Source organism: Alicyclobacillus suci (assembly GCF_017329615.1).
Classification (GTDB): Bacteria; Bacillota; Bacilli; order Alicyclobacillales; family Alicyclobacillaceae; genus Alicyclobacillus; species Alicyclobacillus suci.
Genome location: NZ_JAFMTW010000001.1, coordinates 69056 through 86903 on the forward strand (window position 1 = coordinate 69056; position 17848 = coordinate 86903).

Genomic DNA, 17848 nt, shown 5'->3' on the forward strand with positions numbered 1-17848 from the left:
CCATGTGTTCACAAACGGTTGCATGAGGAGGGCTTGTTGTGAAATATCGCACAGTAGGGAAAACAGGAATTCAGGTCTCCAGTTTATGTTTTGGTACGATGTCTTTTGGCGGAAACGCTGATGAAGAAACATCAAAAGCAATGTTTAAGCGTTGTCGTGAGGCCGGTATTAACTTTTTTGATACTGCAAACGTTTATAGCCAAGGGCAGTCTGAAGAAATACTTGGGGAGTGTATTGCGGATTGTCGGGATGAAATTGTACTCACTACAAAAGTTTTTTTCCCAGCTGGAAAAGACATTAATGCTGGGGGACTTTCCCGTCGTCATATCATGCTTGAAGTTGAAAAGAGCTTACGACGCTTAAAAACGGATCGCATTGATTTTTACTTTGTGCATTCTTTTGATCCGAATACTCCTATGGAAGAAACACTTCGTGCACTTGATGACCTTCAAGCACAAGGTAAGATTCTCTATCCAGCGGTAAGCAATTGGGCAGCCTGGCAAATAGCCAAGGCATTAGGGATTTCTGCAAAAGAACAGCTTGCTCGTTTCGAATTAATACAACCTATGTATAACTTGGTGAAACGTCAAGCTGAGGTCGAAATTTTGCCTCTCGCCCTTTCCGAACAAATTGGAGTTATTTCATATAGTCCTTTAGGAGGCGGACTCCTTACAGGAAAATATGGGGTGAATAAACGACCAGAGCAAGGACGGTTGGTTGAAGATAAAAGATTTAAGGATCGCTATGCGGATGAAATGAATTTTGTTGTAGCTGACCGATTTACTGCCTATGCTGCGGAACATGGCATAAAACCCGCAACACTTGCAGTTGCCTGGGTGATGTCCCATCCTGCAATCACAGCACCCATTATCGGGGCAAGAAATTTGGAACAGCTTGAGGATTCGCTGGCTGCGATCGATGTGGACATGACGCCAGAGTGGCGTGATGAAATATCTTCGCTTTCAGTTACTCCCGCGCCTGCAACGGACCGTACAGAAACGCTGCTACCGATGTGGACATGACTCTACTGGATTGTTCAGCGGGCAACCATTACGGTGTCCGCTTTTCACCCCTAGAATCGCCGTCACTCTTGTTGTACTAAAGGGGGCTTATGTTCAACAGTGACACCTGTCCAATCCTGTATTTTTATGCAAAACGCGGTATATCGGAGCGCCGCGTTTTTCTGCATTTTTAAGTTGCGGAAAACAACATAGGGGAGAACTACCTCGTATGGCCCATAGAAAAAATTGAACATGAAGGTAATAGAAGCAAGAGATATCAGTGCTGGCTTTTTGCGCAGATATGTTAATCCTGAAAGAAATTCAGTCCGAATTGATTGGGGTTTTTGTTTGTGTAAATTGAATTTTTTACATCTAATCGTCCCTAATAGTATCGCTGTCAAAAAAAAACGTACCAGCATCAACATACAAGACACAGGAACTTCCAATACGTGAGATCAAGACTCCACCTAAAGCTGGTCCTATTAAATAAGCAACATGCCACTCAGACTGGCTGATAAAATTAGCCTGCAAAAGCTTGTCCTTTGGTATTAGTTCCTTTGTTAGGGACTCTACTCCAGTGGTATCGAATGGCAGGAAAACCCCAATGAACAGCGTTATTAGATAAATGCCCATTAAATCGTTTTTGGATGCCAATAATGGAATTAAAAGGAATAAAATGCCTACCAAAATATTTGTGAGTGCCATAATTTGAGCACGGGGATATCTATCCAAAACAAGCCCCGCAAAAGGCCTCATTATAGCCTGCGGAACTTGGTACAGTAATGTTACTATGCCAATACTGTATGGGTTATTACTTACATGAAGAACAAGCCATATTAATGCTATCCATCCGATTTGGTCTCCTAGACTTGCTAGCATTCGGCTCAATACCTTTTTGGAATATTGTGGATAGTCGAGTAATAGGTTTAAAGATCCCAAGCGAACCCTATGCATATCTACTCTCCCATAAAAAGATGTATGAACCCGGATTTCGACGATTGTGTCCTCATGAATTGGTGTGAATCATTGAAAAGGTGCTCCCCGTATGGCTCAGATGAGTTTGTCAAGAACCACATCTTCGCTAGGAAGGAGCACCTTTTGGGTGAAACAATATAATCATACACGAAGTCATTTTGCTCGTAAAAGCTTTACAATTCATACTCGCTACGATTTGAATGCCGCCACCTCCTTTGGCGGTGCACAGTGCGGTGCGCGTTAATGCCGGCCTGCCAAATATACGCGCGTAATATTTTCAACACTTCGAACCAGGTATTCATAGGTCGAATTCATTGATTCCACAAGTGACACTGGACCGGGGGTAATGGAAAACAGCGCTGTAACACCACATTCATACAACTCATTCGTCCCTTCCGCAACGGCGCCTGAGACACAAAAGACCGGAATGCCCTGTAGCTTCGCTCGCATGGCAACACCTTGAACAGCTTTTCCGTGGACAGTCTGGCTATCCGTCTTCCCTTCACCAGTGAGTACGAAATCGGCATCGACAAGTGTTGTATCGAAAGCGCACTCTTGTAGAATCAAATCAATGCCTTGTACGAGTTCGGCCTTCATGACACCGCCAAACGCACCGCCCAGACCGCCCGCAGCGCCAGACCCTGGGAAATCCAAAATAGGAAAATCCAAATCCCGTTGCACGACCATAGCAAACTGCTCGAGCGCTTTATCGAGAATTGGAAGCAAATCGGGCGTCACGCCCTTTTGCGGACCGTACACTGCGGTTGCACCCAGCGGGCCGCATAGGGGATTCGACACGTCGCATGCGACGCGAATGGTCGCATCATTTAGTTTGGGATGCATCCCTTTTGTGTCGATATGCGCCAATCGAAGGCACGCCTCTGGTGTTGGCGGTAGCTCACGACCCTCTACATCATAAAACCGAGCCCCAAGCGCGTGAAGCATGCCAATACCAGCATCATTCGTTGCACTGCCTCCAAGTCCAATCACAAACGAAGTACGCCCAGCATCCAAAGCGTGGGCAATCAATTCCCCAACACCAGCCGTATTCGCGTGCAGGACATCACGTTCCCCATCGCTAATCAACCCCAGCCCCGCAGCCACCGCAACTTCAAGCACAACAGTTCCGTGTTTGAGTATCCCGTAATGCGCAAGGACGGGTCTTCCAAGCGGATCATGCACCTGAACCTCGACCTTTTCCCCACCAATTGCTGCAAGCAGACAGTCGACTGTTCCTTCGCCACCGTCTGCAATCGGAACAAGTTCGACTGCAGCGCATGGAGAAACCTTACGAACGCCTTCAGCCATCGCACCAGCAACAGCTTGTGCAGACAAAGAACCCTTAAATGAATCCGGTGCAATGACTACCTTCACTGAAGGTCACCCTTTACTTCAAAAGTATGAAACGAACCGAAATCGATTGCCCGACGCAGATTCAACCTACCACATAAGACGGATGCGCGTGACATTGCAGCGTTCATGCTCAATCCACCAAGCTTTTCCCAATTGTTTTACTCGCCTCTACGCATTCTGCCCTACGCGCAAACCAACCTGTTATGATTGGAACGAAAATCGCCGTTACAATGATGGCGGCCGCAACTTGCACGGTCGCCTCCGATGCAATCCCTCGATATCCGGCATAACTCGCAGCAACCGCCACCGGTACAGCCGAAGCATTGCCAGCCGTCGTAGCAGCCGCAATCCCGGTAACGCCGTTGCCTCCAGTAGCGCGATCGAGTATCCACAACAGCCCTCCAGTCAACACAATCACACCTAACCCTAACACAATACCTGCGGCGCCGGCCGACACGACTTGTCGAAAATTAATACCAAACCCAATGGCGAGTGCGAACATTGGAATCATGGTGTCTTGCGCCTTCCCCAGGAACACACGCATTTCTTCATCCAAATTTCCAAGTGCCACGCCAACAAGCATAGGTAAGAGAACGAAAACAAATGCTAGGATAGGAAAGTTTGCCAGACCAGCCACCCCTAAAATTGCCATCGTAAAAAAAGGACCTGACTCGAGTGACATAATTGAATACGCGGCGATATCTTCTTTGCGCTTACCATATTGATTGATGAGAGCCATAAACATACCACCATTGGTGTCGGTAAACGCAGCAATAATCGCGAGTGCAGACAACCCCAGAAACATGTGATTCTGGTCCGGTACAACCAGCCGTATGACAAGGCCAATGAGTGCCGCAAACAACACCTTTCCTGCCCACATTGCAATGCCTTTCTTCAGCACGTACCCCGCTGTTTGAATCCGCATATTCGCTCCAACAGCCATGAAAAACACGGCAAGAAGCGGAAGCGTGCCGGTCAATAACCCACCAGTAAACGATGACTTGAACACGGCATTGTCAGCTAGATGAGGAAACAGCGTACGAATTACTGCACCAAATAATAAAGGGACGAGCATCATCCCCCCAGGCACACGCTCAATCGATCGCTTAATCTTCACAATTCACACCAACTTTCTCGAAAACTTCACGCGAACAAACGAGCGAATTACGACTCTCCTTTTACATACGGGATGGTCAGTGGTCCCAAAGGCAAGACCGCGACCGACATCTCAGGTCCATACTTCTGCTCTAGCTCACGAAGCGTTTTTTCAATATCATGCGTGGGGCGCAACATGGCTTTACATACATCTTCGTCTGGCAGGGACGAATACACATATACGTCGGCCCACACCTGAATTACCGCTTGCTTCTGCACTTGCCATTGATCAAACTCCTGGAAACTGGGGTCATTAATCAAGTCCAGGATCTCAGCTGGCGTCTTCCTCATCTGTAGGATTTGAGCATAATTCCCATGATTGGGTATACCGTCTGAACACTCAGATACACTAATAATCGTCCCCCCATGTTTGACAATCTTCTGAGCCGCGCTCATTCCCTTTACGGCCTGATACAAATTCTGGTCAAGTGGATATCCAGAATTTGAGGTCAACACCACATCAAATCGATGCTCAACTGGAATCATGGAATGATGCCTCGTGAACTCACATCCAAGGCGGTGCGCTTCAAACAACTCCCCTGCAAAAACCCCTGTGATTTCTTTCGATTTATTTAACGTAACATTGAGCAGAAAATCCGGCTTGCACATCCGATTGACCTCGCCAGCCATTTCCTGCAGTGGATTGTTCACCATATTTCCCCACGTCGACAGTGGATTACCAATCATTCTGGCATTGTGAAACGTAAGAATCGTTTCAATACCTGCAATACCGGGCATAATACCCTTCGGGCCTCCGGAGAAACCCGCGAAGAAATGCGGCTCAATAAACCCTGTGACAATGCGAAAGTCTGCCTCTACATATGCTTTGTTGAGATAGACATCGCAACCAAAACGGCTTCGTCCAACATTGACTAACTCATCCTTATTGTGACAATGATGGTTTATGACGTTTACCTTGTCGACAACCTCATCTCCCAGCATTTGCACAAACTCTTCCCTCGTTTGATCACGATGCGTTCCCGTGCCGTTTATAATCACAAAGTTCTCTAACGGAACATGTGACAACTCCTCGAGCAGCCAAGGAACCAGTTTGTGATTTGGGGTTGGGCGTGTGATATCACTAATCACAATGGCAACTTTATCCGTGGATTTCACCATTTCTCGTAATGCGGGCGTGCCGATGGGATGTCTCAATGCTTGTTGTACTGCTTCTTTATCATTTTCTAAACTCGCTAGATCTTTTGGTTCAATAATCACGGATCCGTTAGGGACCTCTACGGCGAGTTCCTGTTTTCCATACAACAACGAAGCCTGCACTTTCATCACTTCCTTTGCGTTTAACTCAGTGTTCCAGCCCAAATAGAAAACGCTTTCAAATCCTGACCAAGTAGCTTTCACGTCAAAATTATACGCGCCTGATTTGCCGCGGTCTATATTTACATCCAACGAAAAATACATGTTTTTCGCAAGCAAAAAATGCAGAGAAACGACACGGATTTGTGCATAGGCACTGCAGTACAGAAAATTACGACGACTTTGTCTCAGATAGCGCATGCTGCAGACGGTAGCTGTCGCCTGTGAAAGCCAGTACATGTGCGTGGTGCACGAGGCGATCCACTAAGGCAGCGGTCAGCCTGGCGTCCCCAAAGACAGTGTCCCACTGTCCGAACTCGAGGTTTGACGTCACAATCACGCTGCGTTGCTCGTAGCAGTCGGCGATCACGTGGAACAGCAGCTCAGCTTGTGAAAGGGCACGAAGCCCATTTCGTCCAGAATGAGCAGTTCCGCCTTTTGCAGTTCACTCAGGAACCGACGCAGCGTGCCGGCTTGGTACTTGTCCTGCAGCGTGGCCACCAAGTCGTGTACCCGGAAAAACCGGACCTCATGACCTCGTCGACAAGCCTCCATTCCTCAGGCAATGGCCAAGTGGGTCTTCCCGTTATGGAAATTCTTCCATAATGGGAAGACACATTTGGCTGTGGCACTGGGGATGGAGGACTTGCAAAACCGAATGAGTGTGTATTTCGTCACCATGCAGCGGTTGGTCGCCAATTTACGAAAAGCACATCAGGAGGGCCGCTTAGAGAAGCGATTGAAGGTGTACATCCAACCGAAACTCCTCATCTGCGACGAGGTTGGTTATCTGCCACTGGACGCGCTGGATGCAGCAAACTTCTTTCGTCTGGTCTCGGAGCGGTATGAACAAGGGGCGATGATTATCACGTCCAATACAAGTTTCACCAACTGGGGGGCCATGTTTGGGGATCAGGTGTTGGCGTCGGCTTTACTTGATCGCTTGCTTCACCACGCGACAACGGTCAACATACGCGGGAATAGTTACCGAATGAAGGATAAACTCAAGGCGGGCGTGACCCATGCCCTGCGAGAAGAGGTGAGAGACTAACCGAACATATGTCCGGGGAATCTTACGCGATGATTTTGAGGAAATCAAAACCGATGTTTTTGGGGAAATCTACCCGATTTTTTTGAGGAATTAAATCCGATGTTGACACCCATTTTTGTAGAGAAACTTGATATACTGTTGCTGTGGCACTTTCAACATCCTCTCTCATCTCCCCAGGATTCTTAACCAAACCCTAGGATAGAGTTAGAAGAGTGGTGTTGCAAGTGCCTATTCCAGACGTGGACATGGAACGCGGATACATTAGTGTGCAACGAACCCTGGATTACGTGAAGAAGCAGCCGGTGGTGAAGGAACTCAAGACAGACCGCAGCCGCCGGATACATCGCACTGCCATCGCAGGCTGTCGAAGCTCTACGCGCTCAACGAACAATGCAAGCTCAGGACAGACTCTTGATCGGTTCAGGTTACAAGGTAAGCGATTGGGTATTCACCAATGAGCTTGGGGATCCGTTGTCTCCCAACTCAGTAAATACCGCATGGTACCGCGCCCTGCAGAACGTTGATGTTCCGAGAATTCGATTCCACGACCTGAGACATACCCATGCCAGTTTGATGCTGCAACAGGGTGTTAACCCCAAGATCGTGTCCGAACGGCTAGGCCATGCAACGGTCCAAATCACGCTCGATACCTACAGCCATGTACTCCCAGGCTTGCAGCGCCAAGCGGCCGATCTATTTGGCGAACTACTACGCAACACGAATATCAGAAAAACTATTTCGAGACACGAAGGGTAGAAAAAAGGTAGAAGTACATTGAAAAATGAAAAGACGCGGCGATGAACGAATGCTCAAAAACCGCGTCATATCAATGTTTTTTGGCGGAGAGGGTGGGATTCGAACCCACGGTGCCCTTGCGAACACGGCGGTTTTCAAGACCGCTGCCTTAAACCACTCGACCACCTCTCCACGGTGGTGTCGTGCATGGAGCACGACATGTATGGAGCGGAAGACGGGATTCGAACCCGCGACCCTCGCCTTGGCAAGGCGATGCTCTACCCCTGAGCCACTTCCGCAAAAGTAAGCAATCAAAGACTGCAATAGATAATATACAAGATGGGTAGGCTTGATGTCAACTATGAATGGTGTGGAATTGCGGAATGAGCCATCCGCGACTCGAACGCGGGACACCCTGATTAAAAGTCAGGTGCTCTACCGACTGAGCTAATGGCTCATGTGTGAAAGGTAAGATTCATGTAGCACTAAAGCGTACTGGATATACGACCAATGTGAAAGTCGGCCCCGCAAGCGGAGCCGACTTTTGTGATACTTTATACTTTGTTGCAAAGATTAGCTATTGTGACCTGGGTCAACCCAGATGGTGCCGAATGGGTCATACATGACTGGGCTGGTGTAGAAGCCATGTACCCAAGGTTGAATCGTGTAATAGCCGACGTTCTGAATGGTCGGTACCCACGCGGCGTCGGACATCACCTTGTTGATGACCTTCGCGTACAGTTCGTCGCGTTGCTGTGAATCGGTCGAGTATTCCGCCTCGTTCAACCATTGGTCGACCTGTGGGTTGGAGTAGTTGTTCATGTTGTTACCAGGCTCAATCTGGTTCGAGTTGAACAAGGTGTTCAAGAAGTCCGACGGATCTGGGAAGTCCTGCTGCCAGCCAGACCAGTACATTTGCGCTGTACCGGACATCGCCTTTGTCAGGAAGTCTTTCCACGTCACTTCGTGGATATCCAACTTGATACCAATTTGGCTCAACATGGATTGGAAAGCTTGGTCATCCTTCTTGTCCGTCGGGTTGTTTTCGTTCCAATATTCCGCCGTAAACCCGTTAGCATACCCTGCTTCTTTCATGAGCTCCTTCGCCTTGCTGACGTCGTACTTATAGGTCGCGCTCGGATCAAGGTTTTTGACGTAACCCTCCATCGTGTTCGGAAGCGGTTGGTTGAGCCCTTCGACAGCGCCGTTATTGATTTTGATGAACTGGCTGTCGTCCGTCGCGTACTCAATGGCCTGACGAACCTTGAGGTTACTCAGCGGATTTGGCTTCCCATCGAGCGTCGGTTTCATATTCAATCCGATATAGTAAATCGAGTTCTGAGGTTGCTTTAAGACATCGTTCTTATATTTGGTCATGATGGTTGGGTACGCGGAAGGCGGGATACCATCTCCACCCATGAGCCATGGACTCATAAACGCAGTCTGTCCTTGCTCCCAGTGCAGTGCGTCGACCTGTTCGTTGTTATTGACGTTGATGGTGACTTTGTCAAGATACGGAAGCTTGTTTCCGTCGCTGTCCTTTTGCCAGTAATTCGGATTACGGACTAACACAACTTCGTTTTGGTTATTGGTTTGCACCTCAAACGGTCCCGTACCCATCGCTTCACTGGTGTCCAGCTTGGCGTTGCCTACCTGTTTCACAAATTTCGGGTCCACAGCCGAGAGGAACGGCATGGCGAGAATCTTGAGGAAGAACTGCTCTGGTTTGACCAACGTGATGACGAGCGTGTGGTCGTCCGGCGTCTTCACACCACTGATGGTCTTCGCTTGACCGTCGTAATAGGCTTGTGCGCCTTCGATGTCCAGGAAGAATTGGCTGCCTGGGGATGGTTTCGGTTGCATTTTCTTGTCAAGCAGGCGCTCTAGCTCGAAGACAAAGTCGGATGCGACCATCGGGTCGCCATTCGAGTACTTCACGTCATCCCGCAAGTGGAACGTATATGTCTTGCCGTCCTGGGACACTTCCCAGTTCTTAGCCAGGTCACCTACGATATTATAGCTTCCCTTATCATACGTAACCAATTGTTGATAGACGGCATAGTCTACTTCAGCAGATGTAGTATCAAACGCCACTGCCGGATCTAAATCAGGCACAGCCTGGGTGCTATCTAGTGTAATGGAACCACCCTCGACTGGCTTCGAATTGTCCGACGATGTCCCACCGGCACTCGTTCCATTGCTACTCGCTGGCGAGGTGCTGTTTGTGCCACAGCCAGCCAACAGTGCCCCAATCATCCCGATGGAAGCCACTGTGCCGAGCCCCTTCTTCCATGACAACGACATCACATTTCCCCCATTTCTATATCGTGTCCTGTGCAACCTTCTGTGAATGTCATCCAAGTTTCGTAGATATCATACGCATACTAGGAAAATTGACCGAAGATTACAATCATCAAAACTGGTTAAATTATAAATTAAGTATGATTGCTACTCAAGTATTTTTTCGTAGAAATCTGTCACTTTTGTCGATTCCATTTATTCCGGCTTAATAAGAAAAAAACAAAACCGAGCCAATTTGGCTCGGTTTTGTTGCTGTCGAAATGTGTCAGTCGTAGCGAATACGGGGATCAACAAATCCATATACGATATCAACTATCAAGTTGAACAAGACCACGAATACGGCAAGCAAAAGCACGGTGCCCATAATGACAGGGATATCCTGGTTACCAATCGCCTGATACGCCAACATACCCATACCGTTCCAGTTGAATGTCTCCTCAATCAGCACGACACCGGCAAGCAAGGTACCAATGTCAATACCCGCAAACGTGATCACTGGAATCAGTGCGTTACGCAACACGTGGCGATAAATGACACGCCGTTCACTAGCACCCTTGGCGCGCGCCGTACGAACATAGTCTTGGTTCATGACGTCCAACATCGTGGACTTCAGCAGACGCATGTAGTACGCGGCACCCGTGATACCGTAGGTGATGGACGGAAGAATCAAGTAGTAAATCCCACCCGTTCCACCGAGCGGAAAAATTTGAATCTTAAAGCCGAAGGCAAACAGTAAGAGCAATCCCAGCCAGTAAACCGGAAGCGAAATCCCAATCAGGGCCAAGGCGCTAATCACGACGTCGCGAACTTTGTTCGCGTGGCGCGCCGTGTAAATGCCAAGCGGAATCCCGATGATGAGTTCCATAATCCAACAACCGAGCGCCAACTCGGCGGTTGGGCCCATGCGGCTACTAATTTGCGACATAACAGACGTATGGAAGATATAGGACGTTCCTAAGTTACCATGCAGCAAATTGCCCATATACTTCAAATACTGTTCCCAAATTGGAAGGTTCAAACCGAGATTGATACGGATTTGATTCACCACATCCGGAGTTGCGTGTGGACCTGCGATAATGCGAGCTGGGTCTGCAGGAACTGCGTAGAGCAACAAAAATGCGATAATGGAAATACCGATGAGCACGATAATCGCTTGCCCAATGCGGCGAATAATATATGCACCCACGTGGACGCCTCCTTCCTACCTTATTGACGGGTCGCGGACTGTGGATCAAGAATATCGCGGAGTCCGTCTCCCAACATGTTAAATCCGACAACCGTGATAACCAACGCAATACCTGCACTGTACATCTCCCATGGCGCGTAGGTGTACGTGGTCAAACCATCTTGAATCATACCGCCCCAATCTGGTGTTGGCGGCTGAATGCCCATACCCAAGTAACTCAAACCTGCAGCTGCCAAGATGTTCGCACCCACTTGCAACGTCGACAAGACAATCACTGGGCCGAAGACGTTCGGCAGAACGATGCGGAACATAATGCGCCACTCTGTTGCACCCAGTGCCCGTGCGGCTTGTACATACTCAAGCTCACGCACCTGCAACACTTGTCCACGAACGACGCGGGCCATGACGCCCCAACCGAGGATACCGATAGTCAACAAGATGTTCCAAAGACTTGAGCCAAGGATTGCGACGAGCGCCAAAGCGAACAACAAGAACGGAAAGGCGAGCACAGTATCCGTAATACGCATGACGAGCGCATCCACCCAACCGCCAAACACGCCGGCGATGAGCCCTAAAACAGTACCTACGACCAAGTTAATGATCATCGACAATAAACCAATCAAAAGCGAAATTCGTCCGCCCCACAACACGCGAGAGAGTACGTCGCGACCGTTGCCGTCAGCGCCTAAAAGAAATTCTCGCGAAGGTCCTACCGGAATGCCTTGCTCACTAAGCGCATTGTTAAATGTCGCAATTGGGCTATGCGGCGAAATCCACGGCGCAAGAATCGCTAATAGCGCCATAATGACGATAATGAGCGCTCCGAGATAAACGAGCGGATAACGCTTCAATGATTTCTTAAACTTTCCTGTCCGAGCCTTCGTCGGTGCCTGTACCACTGCACCTACATTTGTCGACATAATGTTACCTCCCTTTACCCTGGTACCTACGCCCACCGAGATAAACTCTGTTTAGTATAGGTGGCAGGCCACTTGGTGATTTGGCTTGACTTCCTTCCAAACTGGCTTTTCTCGCTTACAGACGTCCATCGCCATCGGACAACGCGTGTGGAACGGACAGCCGCTCGGCGGATTCGCAGGACTCGGCAAATCTCCCTGCAGAATAATGCGTTCGCGCTTTGCGTCTGGGTCAGGAATCGGGACAGCCGACAAAAGCGCCTGTGTGTATGGATGAAGCGGATCAATAAACAGTTCATCACTGTCGGCCGACTCCGCCATGTTTCCAAGATACATAACCATGATGCGGTCACTGATATGGCGAACCACACTCAAATCGTGCGCGACGAAAATATAAGTCAGGTTAAAATCCTCTTGCAAGTCATCCAGCAAGTTCAGCACCTGGCTTTGCACCGAGACGTCCAGTGCGGCGACAGGCTCGTCGAGGATGATGAGCTTTGGATTCAGTGTCAACGCTCGCGCAATCCCAATACGCTGGCGCTGACCACCAGAAAATTCGTGTGGATAGCGGTTCGCGTATTCTGGGTCCAATCCGACCCGGTCGAGCAAGGAACGAACGCGCTCCATCTGACTAGAACGGGTACCAATGTTGTGAATCTGCATTGGCTCCATCAACGTCTGTGCAATCGTGTTGCGTGGGTTTAACGATGCATACGGATCTTGGAACACCAATTGCATCTCTCGACGCATGGCCCGCATCTGCGACTTAGACAACTTCGTGACGTCTTTGCCCTCAAATATCACATTACCTGCGGACGGTTCAATCAAGCGAAGGACACTGCGCCCCATCGTCGACTTTCCGCAACCGGACTCCCCGACGACGCCCAGCGTCTCGCCTGCCCGCAGCGTGAAATCCACGCCGTCGACGGCGCGTACGTGTCCGACCGTGTGGCGGAACACGCCTCGTTTAATCGGGAAGTACTTTTTTAATCCCTGGACTTCCAAAAGTGGTGTTCCCTGCGCCATTATTGACCCCCCTCTTGTAAGAAACAACGCGACCGGTGACCATCTTCCACCTCAAACAGTTCTGGGTTATGCGCTACACACTTGTCCATCGCGAACGGACAGCGTGGTGCAAACCGGCAACCGTCAGGCATGTTGCGAAGCGATGGCACGTTGCCTTCAATCGGCTCGAGGCGCTTGCGTTCGCCCGTCAATTTCGGAATCGAGTTGAGCAGTCCCCGCGTGTACGGGTGCTGTGGATTTTTAAAGATCTTACGAACTGAACCTTCTTCAACAATTCGGCCAGCGTACATGACGGCAACGCGATCACAGGTCTCAGCCACGACACCCAAGTCGTGAGTGATGAGCAAAATTGACGTGCCATTTTCCTTGGCCAACTGCTTCATCAATTCGAGAATCTGCGCCTGAATCGTCACGTCGAGCGCTGTTGTCGGCTCGTCGGCGATGAGCAGCGACGGGTTGCACGCCATCGCGATGGCAATCATCACACGTTGACGCATCCCACCGGATAGTTGGTGAGGATATTCGTCAACAATCTGCTCCGCTCGCGGAATTCCGACACGTTTCAACATTTCAATCGATTCTTTGCGTGCGCGGCTAGCACTCATGCCACGGTGCAAAAGCAACGTTTCTCCGATTTGTCGGCCAATTTTGTGAACGGGATTGAGCGAAGTCATCGGCTCCTGAAAAATCATGCCAATCTCGTTGCCTCGAACCTGACGCATCTGATTTTCTGTCAATTTCAGCAAATCGCGTCCCTGATAGATAATCTGTCCGCTTACCTTGGTTGGATCCTTCAACAAACGCATGATGGACATCGACGTAACACTCTTACCACAGCCGGATTCGCCGACAAGACCCAAAGTCTCACCTGGCGCGATGTGAAAGTTCACACCGTGAACAGCTTTGTAGTATTGTTCATCGACCTTAAACTCAATCTGCAAGTCTTTCACTTCAAGTACATTCTGTAAGTCTGTCGATTCGAGCACTTTCGACACAATTTTCCCCTCTTTCCCTTAAAACCATCATCAGACCTATCTAACAGCGTAGCAAGCATGTATGGAAAATATTAGAGAGGCCAAAGAGAGTATCTGCATAAGTTTAATAAAATCGCATAACGGTTAAACAAGTCAAGTAGAAGTATAACAAGTTTTCTTTAAAATCGTAACGGGGATTTTTGGCACAGAAAACTGCCACACAAGTTTCACATTTCCACAAATTGGTTTGTATGATGCCATCCAATCTGGAAATTGTAGAGATATGGATATACAGAAGGGATTTACACGTCAGTTTTGGTTTGCATTCACATTCCTTACGGCGACCCTGGTAGATGTCCCTGGTCACGTGGCATCCGCTCAAACACAACGAAATCTCAGTTTCGCGGAGCGGGCGGTTGTCGTGGATGGCAAGGCATACGACTTAGATCAATACCGTCCGACGAGATCCACATTCTTGCTTACGGCATACAATTTGGATCGGCAGTCCACAGGCAAATCACCTGGAGAACCTGGATACGGCATTACGGCGACGGGAACATTTGCATCGACCGACAGAACCGTAGCAGTCGACCCACACGTAATTCCCTATGGGTCGCTCCTACACATTGAAGGCGTAGGCTGGCGAGTCGCCGAAGATACGGGTGGCGCCATTCGCGGCCACCACATCGACGTCTTGGTCGACAGCCGCTCGACTGCGCTCAAATTTGGCGTAAAACACAACTGTGAAGTCGAGGTCTTTACGCCGGTCGCAGGAACCGACGTCCATCCAATTAGTCATACACAATTTCATCACAGCTGAACATAGCGGCGGATGTGCTCAGCAAACGGCGGAAACAAGGGCGCATACGCCGAAACTGCCTGCCGGACTTCTGGTGGCTTGACGTTGGCGTGGTCGCGAATGAAACGAGCTCTCAAATCAAAAATCCCGCTGATGTCGTCGAACCACTGCGCTGGCAATACGTCTTCCTCGACGAGCACTTTTAAAATATCCGCATACCCGCCGGGGTCACGCATGACGAGCGCGTCGATAATGAGCGACGCAATATCCGTCGCGTATTCGACACTCGTATGTAAGGCTCGCTCGGCAGCGAGCCGCCACGTCAAGTCTTCCTCCCAAGCGTCTTCTCGCTGGCGAAGCGCAAGCATCCACCGCGTGCGCTCGTCGAGTCCATTTAACCAACTCTGAATCTGCTCCTTGTGTGCAACGGTTATAAACATGCTTCCTCGACACTCCCTATCTTCGCCGCGCGGGCCACTACAGGCCAAGCGCGCTCATAGACGATGTCTTTCATGATGGGGCTTATGTAGTCAAACACCTTAGCCATATCCGGGCTCAGGTTTGGATGAAACAAGCGCACATCGTCGATTTCGGACCACGTAGGCCGGGCTTGGACGTCGATGACGTCAGCCAAATACACCCATTTGGGAACGGCTTGTCCCTCGACGAGAATCTGATATTCTGCAACCCAACTGATGTGGCCCAAGGTGAGCCCCGCCTCCTCGTACGACTCACGGCGTACGGCGCTCAAAACGTCCTCACCGGACTCCAACTTCCCCCCTGGTACCTCCCACCCGCGTCGTGAATGATGCACCCAAACTATATTGTGAAAAAGCACAGGAAAGACGAGTACAGAATGTGGCCGTGCTCGCGCCTTGTCCTCATCCATGTGAAACCCGAAGGCCTTTGGCCATGGCTTCATCTGTTCACGCATGCACGTCACCACCACTTACCAAAACCAATGCCAATGGCAAGGCCAATCAAACCACCAACAAAAATCTCCATCGGTTCGTGCCCGAGAATTTCTTTTAACTGCTCGCCTTCCGTCTGTTCTGTGGCTGCAGGTTCCTGACTCTGACGCTGTGCAAACTCCATGGCGATACGGTTGAGCAACGTCGCGTGTTCGCCCGCATGCCTACGAATTCCCCCTGCGTCATACAAGACAATGGCGGCAAACACGACTGCAGTCGCGAACACTGGCGACTGGGGTCCCACGACAAACCAGAGCGCTGCAGCGAGTGCCACGACGCCCGCAGCGTGTGAACTCGGCATCCCCCCTGCATCGATCATTTTGTGGGCATCCCACAAACGCGTGCGCGCAAAATGAATCGGCGCCTTGAGGAATTGCGTGATTAAAATAGCACAAAGTGCAGCCATCAGCGGCGAATTGCTCCATAGACCATGCACAAAGTGCGGGACATTTGACATGAATGTGTTGCCCTCCCCGATAGGGCGGGCGCCTCACGGGCGCCCTTTTATCCACAATCACTTTACCATTGTTGAATATCCTTGACTACTGTACTGTCCAAACGCTTGACTAACTCGGTGAGCAACTGCACGCCGTGTTCAAAATCATCCTCGTGGAAAATGGCATTATGACTGTGTATGTATCGGGTAGCCAGGCCAATGGCAACACTCGGTACCCCAGAAGCATGTAGGTGGAACGCACCCGCGTCCGTACCGCCACCGCTCAAAGTTTCGTATTGCACCGGAATCTTGGCATCGCTCGCAGTATCCAACACGAAATCGCGGAACCGGTTGTTTGGAATCATCGAGCCATCAAACAACATCAACAGCGGACCTTTTCCGACGTCCGCCAAATGCGCCCGTTCGTCAGTCGGAATCCCCGGTGTATCCCCGGCAATCCCGACGTCCAGTGCAATCGCGATGTCGGGTTGCACGCGATGAATCAATGTCCTCGCACCCCGCAGACCAACTTCTTCCTGAGCTGTGGCACCTGCAAACAGGACGTTCGGATGCTGTGTCCCTTGCAGTTCACGCAAGACTTCGACAGCAGTGGCACAGCCTAGCCGATTATCGAGCGCTTTGGCGACGAACATCTTTGAATTGCCCATCTGTGTAAACGGACTCCAGGGGACAATCGCATCGCCTGGACGAACGCCCATCGCTTCCGCCTCCTCGCGGCTAAACGCCCCGATGTCGACGAACATATCCTTTGTTTCAACGACCTTTTTCCGCTCCTCCGCCGGCAGGATGTGAGGTGGTTTCGATCCGGTCACGCCAATGATGTCCCCCTTGCGCGTCTGCACAACAACACGCTGCGACAACATCACTTGCGACCACCAGCCGCCGACCGTTTGAAATTTGAGGAAACCTTCATCCGTCACACTCGTGACCATCATCCCGATTTCGTCCAAATGACCTGCGATAAGCACCCGTGGGCCATTGGCATCGCCTTCTTTGACACCGACGATGCCGCCCATGTTGTCGCGCTCGATTCGATCCGACAATGGCGCTAACAACTTCTCATACACCTTTCGCACATTCGACTCATAACCTGAAATGCCATGCACGTCGCACAGTTCTTGGATCACTTGAATACGCGAACTCAACTTCGGCTCCCCCCATTTGTTCAAACTTCGTGAAATTTTACAACAGGCTTATGGTACCACATCTCTCGCATTCGAACAGGTGCAAAACACTTGCAAAACGGGAAACGGCGACGCATTGCACGGAATACGTTACAACAGAGTGCGAAGGAGGAATACACATGGTGAACATTACCCCCATTGAGGTACAGGGATATCGCTTTACAGCCACTCATGTGGCCTTGCCCAAGACCAATTTGCTTGTCGTCAGCAATCAAGTCGGTTATATCATGTGCGGCGCTCTAGATATTACCCTGCTTCGCGAAACACTAGCGAGCAGAGGCATCATCGCGGCTCGCGCGGTTGGTGTGAAAACCATGCAGGAATTACTGGACGGCAAGGTAGAAAGTTGCACGCAGGCCGCCGAAGCGCTCGGCATAACCCCTGGCATGGCCGTGACCGAGGCGCTCGCGCGCATCGGTGCAGCAGGGTCCAACAACGAGCAACAATGA

17 protein-coding genes, 3 tRNA genes and 2 pseudogenes are annotated in these 17848 nt (G+C 50.1%); 5 read left to right on the forward strand and 17 right to left on the reverse strand.

Going from position 1 to position 17848, the window contains the following annotated elements:
- Positions 1-38: 38 nt before the first annotated feature.
- Positions 39-1022, forward strand: coding sequence for an aldo/keto reductase (locus J3482_RS00460; RefSeq protein WP_206921902.1), 984 nt, complete (start codon positions 39-41; stop codon positions 1020-1022).
- A 351-nt stretch (positions 1023-1373) separates the two neighbouring features.
- On the opposite strand, the gene J3482_RS00465 is transcribed toward J3482_RS00460, so the two are convergent.
- From J3482_RS00465 to J3482_RS00485, 5 genes and pseudogenes are all read right to left on the reverse strand, one after another.
- A complete protein-coding gene (locus tag J3482_RS00465) occupies positions 1374-1955 on the reverse strand; it encodes an MFS transporter (RefSeq protein WP_206921903.1) in 582 nt (193 codons plus the stop codon).
- A 261-nt stretch (positions 1956-2216) separates the two neighbouring features.
- The gene (locus J3482_RS00470; RefSeq protein WP_206921904.1) at positions 2217-3350 is read right to left on the reverse strand and encodes a glycerate kinase family protein; all 1134 of its coding nucleotides are present in this window, start codon (positions 3348-3350) and stop codon (positions 2217-2219) included.
- A gap of 109 nt (positions 3351-3459) precedes the next feature.
- Positions 3460-4446 (reverse strand): 2-keto-3-deoxygluconate permease, encoded by a 987-nt coding sequence (locus J3482_RS00475; protein ID WP_206921905.1) that lies wholly within the window; start codon positions 4444-4446, stop codon positions 3460-3462.
- Positions 4447-4493: 47 nt separating this feature from the next.
- Positions 4494-5762, reverse strand: a complete 1269-nt coding sequence (larA, locus tag J3482_RS00480) for a nickel-dependent lactate racemase (protein ID WP_206921906.1) — start codon at positions 5760-5762, stop codon at positions 4494-4496.
- 208 nt (positions 5763-5970) lie between these two features.
- Positions 5971-6383, reverse strand: a pseudogene (locus tag J3482_RS00485) (ATP-binding protein); the annotation flags it as partial.
- A 22-nt stretch (positions 6384-6405) separates the two neighbouring features.
- Between J3482_RS00485 and J3482_RS00490 the strand changes: the two are divergent.
- Together J3482_RS00490 and J3482_RS21745 are read left to right on the forward strand one after the other, a co-directional pair.
- Positions 6406-6849: pseudogene (locus tag J3482_RS00490) on the forward strand (ATP-binding protein); the annotation flags it as partial.
- A gap of 348 nt (positions 6850-7197) precedes the next feature.
- Entirely contained in the window at positions 7198-7605 is a 408-nt protein-coding gene (locus J3482_RS21745; protein ID WP_369123478.1) for a tyrosine-type recombinase/integrase, read from the forward strand.
- Positions 7606-7686: 81 nt separating this feature from the next.
- On the opposite strand, the gene J3482_RS00500 is transcribed toward J3482_RS21745, so the two are convergent.
- From J3482_RS00500 to J3482_RS00535, 8 genes are all read right to left on the reverse strand, one after another.
- A tRNA-Ser gene (locus tag J3482_RS00500) sits at positions 7687-7776 on the reverse strand.
- Between the two features lie 32 nt (positions 7777-7808).
- Positions 7809-7883 (reverse strand) — tRNA-Gly (locus tag J3482_RS00505).
- Positions 7884-7968: 85 nt separating this feature from the next.
- Positions 7969-8041: transfer RNA gene (locus J3482_RS00510), tRNA-Lys, on the reverse strand.
- Between the two features lie 116 nt (positions 8042-8157).
- Positions 8158-9888 carry an ABC transporter substrate-binding protein gene (locus J3482_RS00515; protein WP_146822516.1) on the reverse strand — a complete coding sequence of 577 codons (1731 nt, stop codon included), beginning with the start codon at positions 9886-9888 and terminating at the stop codon, positions 8158-8160.
- 262 nt (positions 9889-10150) lie between these two features.
- Positions 10151-11071, reverse strand: a complete 921-nt coding sequence (locus J3482_RS00520) for an ABC transporter permease (protein WP_021295826.1) — start codon at positions 11069-11071, stop codon at positions 10151-10153.
- A gap of 20 nt (positions 11072-11091) precedes the next feature.
- Positions 11092-11991, reverse strand: a complete 900-nt coding sequence (locus J3482_RS00525) for an ABC transporter permease (RefSeq protein ID WP_021295827.1) — start codon at positions 11989-11991, stop codon at positions 11092-11094.
- Between the two features lie 51 nt (positions 11992-12042).
- Positions 12043-13014, reverse strand: coding sequence for an ABC transporter ATP-binding protein (locus J3482_RS00530; RefSeq protein ID WP_021295828.1), 972 nt, complete (start codon positions 13012-13014; stop codon positions 12043-12045).
- Positions 13014-14009 (reverse strand): ABC transporter ATP-binding protein, encoded by a 996-nt coding sequence (locus J3482_RS00535; RefSeq protein ID WP_328702618.1) that lies wholly within the window; start codon positions 14007-14009, stop codon positions 13014-13016. The genes J3482_RS00530 and J3482_RS00535 overlap by 1 nt, the downstream gene beginning before the upstream one ends.
- Positions 14010-14271: 262 nt before the next feature.
- Here J3482_RS00535 and J3482_RS00540 point away from each other — a divergent pair, with 262 nt between their 5' ends.
- Positions 14272-14808 (forward strand): 3D domain-containing protein, encoded by a 537-nt coding sequence (locus J3482_RS00540; protein WP_146822515.1) that lies wholly within the window; start codon positions 14272-14274, stop codon positions 14806-14808.
- On the opposite strand, the gene J3482_RS00545 is transcribed toward J3482_RS00540, so the two are convergent.
- The 4 genes from J3482_RS00545 to J3482_RS00560 all read right to left on the reverse strand — a co-directional run bounded on the left by J3482_RS00545 (position 14799) and on the right by J3482_RS00560 (position 17360).
- The gene (locus J3482_RS00545; protein WP_206921907.1) at positions 14799-15227 is read right to left on the reverse strand and encodes a DUF86 domain-containing protein; all 429 of its coding nucleotides are present in this window, start codon (positions 15225-15227) and stop codon (positions 14799-14801) included. The two genes, J3482_RS00540 and J3482_RS00545, sit on opposite strands and share 10 nt — an antisense overlap.
- Positions 15218-15721, reverse strand: coding sequence for an NUDIX domain-containing protein (locus J3482_RS00550; protein ID WP_146822513.1), 504 nt, complete (start codon positions 15719-15721; stop codon positions 15218-15220). The genes J3482_RS00545 and J3482_RS00550 overlap by 10 nt, the downstream gene beginning before the upstream one ends.
- A 5-nt stretch (positions 15722-15726) precedes the next feature.
- Complete coding sequence (locus tag J3482_RS00555) at positions 15727-16215, reverse strand: divergent PAP2 family protein (protein WP_146822512.1); 489 nt, start codon at positions 16213-16215, stop codon at positions 15727-15729.
- Between the two features lie 62 nt (positions 16216-16277).
- The gene (locus tag J3482_RS00560; protein WP_146822511.1) at positions 16278-17360 is read right to left on the reverse strand and encodes a M42 family metallopeptidase; all 1083 of its coding nucleotides are present in this window, start codon (positions 17358-17360) and stop codon (positions 16278-16280) included.
- Between the two features lie 158 nt (positions 17361-17518).
- Here J3482_RS00560 and J3482_RS00565 point away from each other — a divergent pair, with 158 nt between their 5' ends.
- The gene (locus tag J3482_RS00565; protein ID WP_146822510.1) at positions 17519-17848 is read left to right on the forward strand and encodes a YunC family protein; all 330 of its coding nucleotides are present in this window, start codon (positions 17519-17521) and stop codon (positions 17846-17848) included.

Bases quoted from the DNA above. Each gene is read 5' to 3' on its own strand.
- J3482_RS00465 (WP_206921903.1), bottom strand. From the start codon at position 1,955: ATGCATAGGGTTCGCTTGGGATCTTTAAACCTATTACTCGACTATCCA.
- J3482_RS00515 (WP_146822516.1), bottom strand. From the start codon at position 9,888: ATGTCGTTGTCATGGAAGAAGGGGCTCGGCACAGTGGCTTCCATCGGG.
- J3482_RS00525 (WP_021295827.1), bottom strand. From the start codon at position 11,991: ATGTCGACAAATGTAGGTGCAGTGGTACAGGCACCGACGAAGGCTCGG.
- J3482_RS00530 (WP_021295828.1), bottom strand. From the start codon at position 13,014: ATGGCGCAGGGAACACCACTTTTGGAAGTCCAGGGATTAAAAAAGTAC.
- J3482_RS00540 (WP_146822515.1), top strand. From the start codon at position 14,272: ATGGATATACAGAAGGGATTTACACGTCAGTTTTGGTTTGCATTCACA.
- J3482_RS00545 (WP_206921907.1), bottom strand. From the start codon at position 15,227: ATGTTTATAACCGTTGCACACAAGGAGCAGATTCAGAGTTGGTTAAAT.
- J3482_RS00550 (WP_146822513.1), bottom strand. From the start codon at position 15,721: ATGCGTGAACAGATGAAGCCATGGCCAAAGGCCTTCGGGTTTCACATG.
- J3482_RS00555 (WP_146822512.1), bottom strand. From the start codon at position 16,215: ATGTCAAATGTCCCGCACTTTGTGCATGGTCTATGGAGCAATTCGCCG.
- J3482_RS00565 (WP_146822510.1), top strand. From the start codon at position 17,519: ATGGTGAACATTACCCCCATTGAGGTACAGGGATATCGCTTTACAGCC.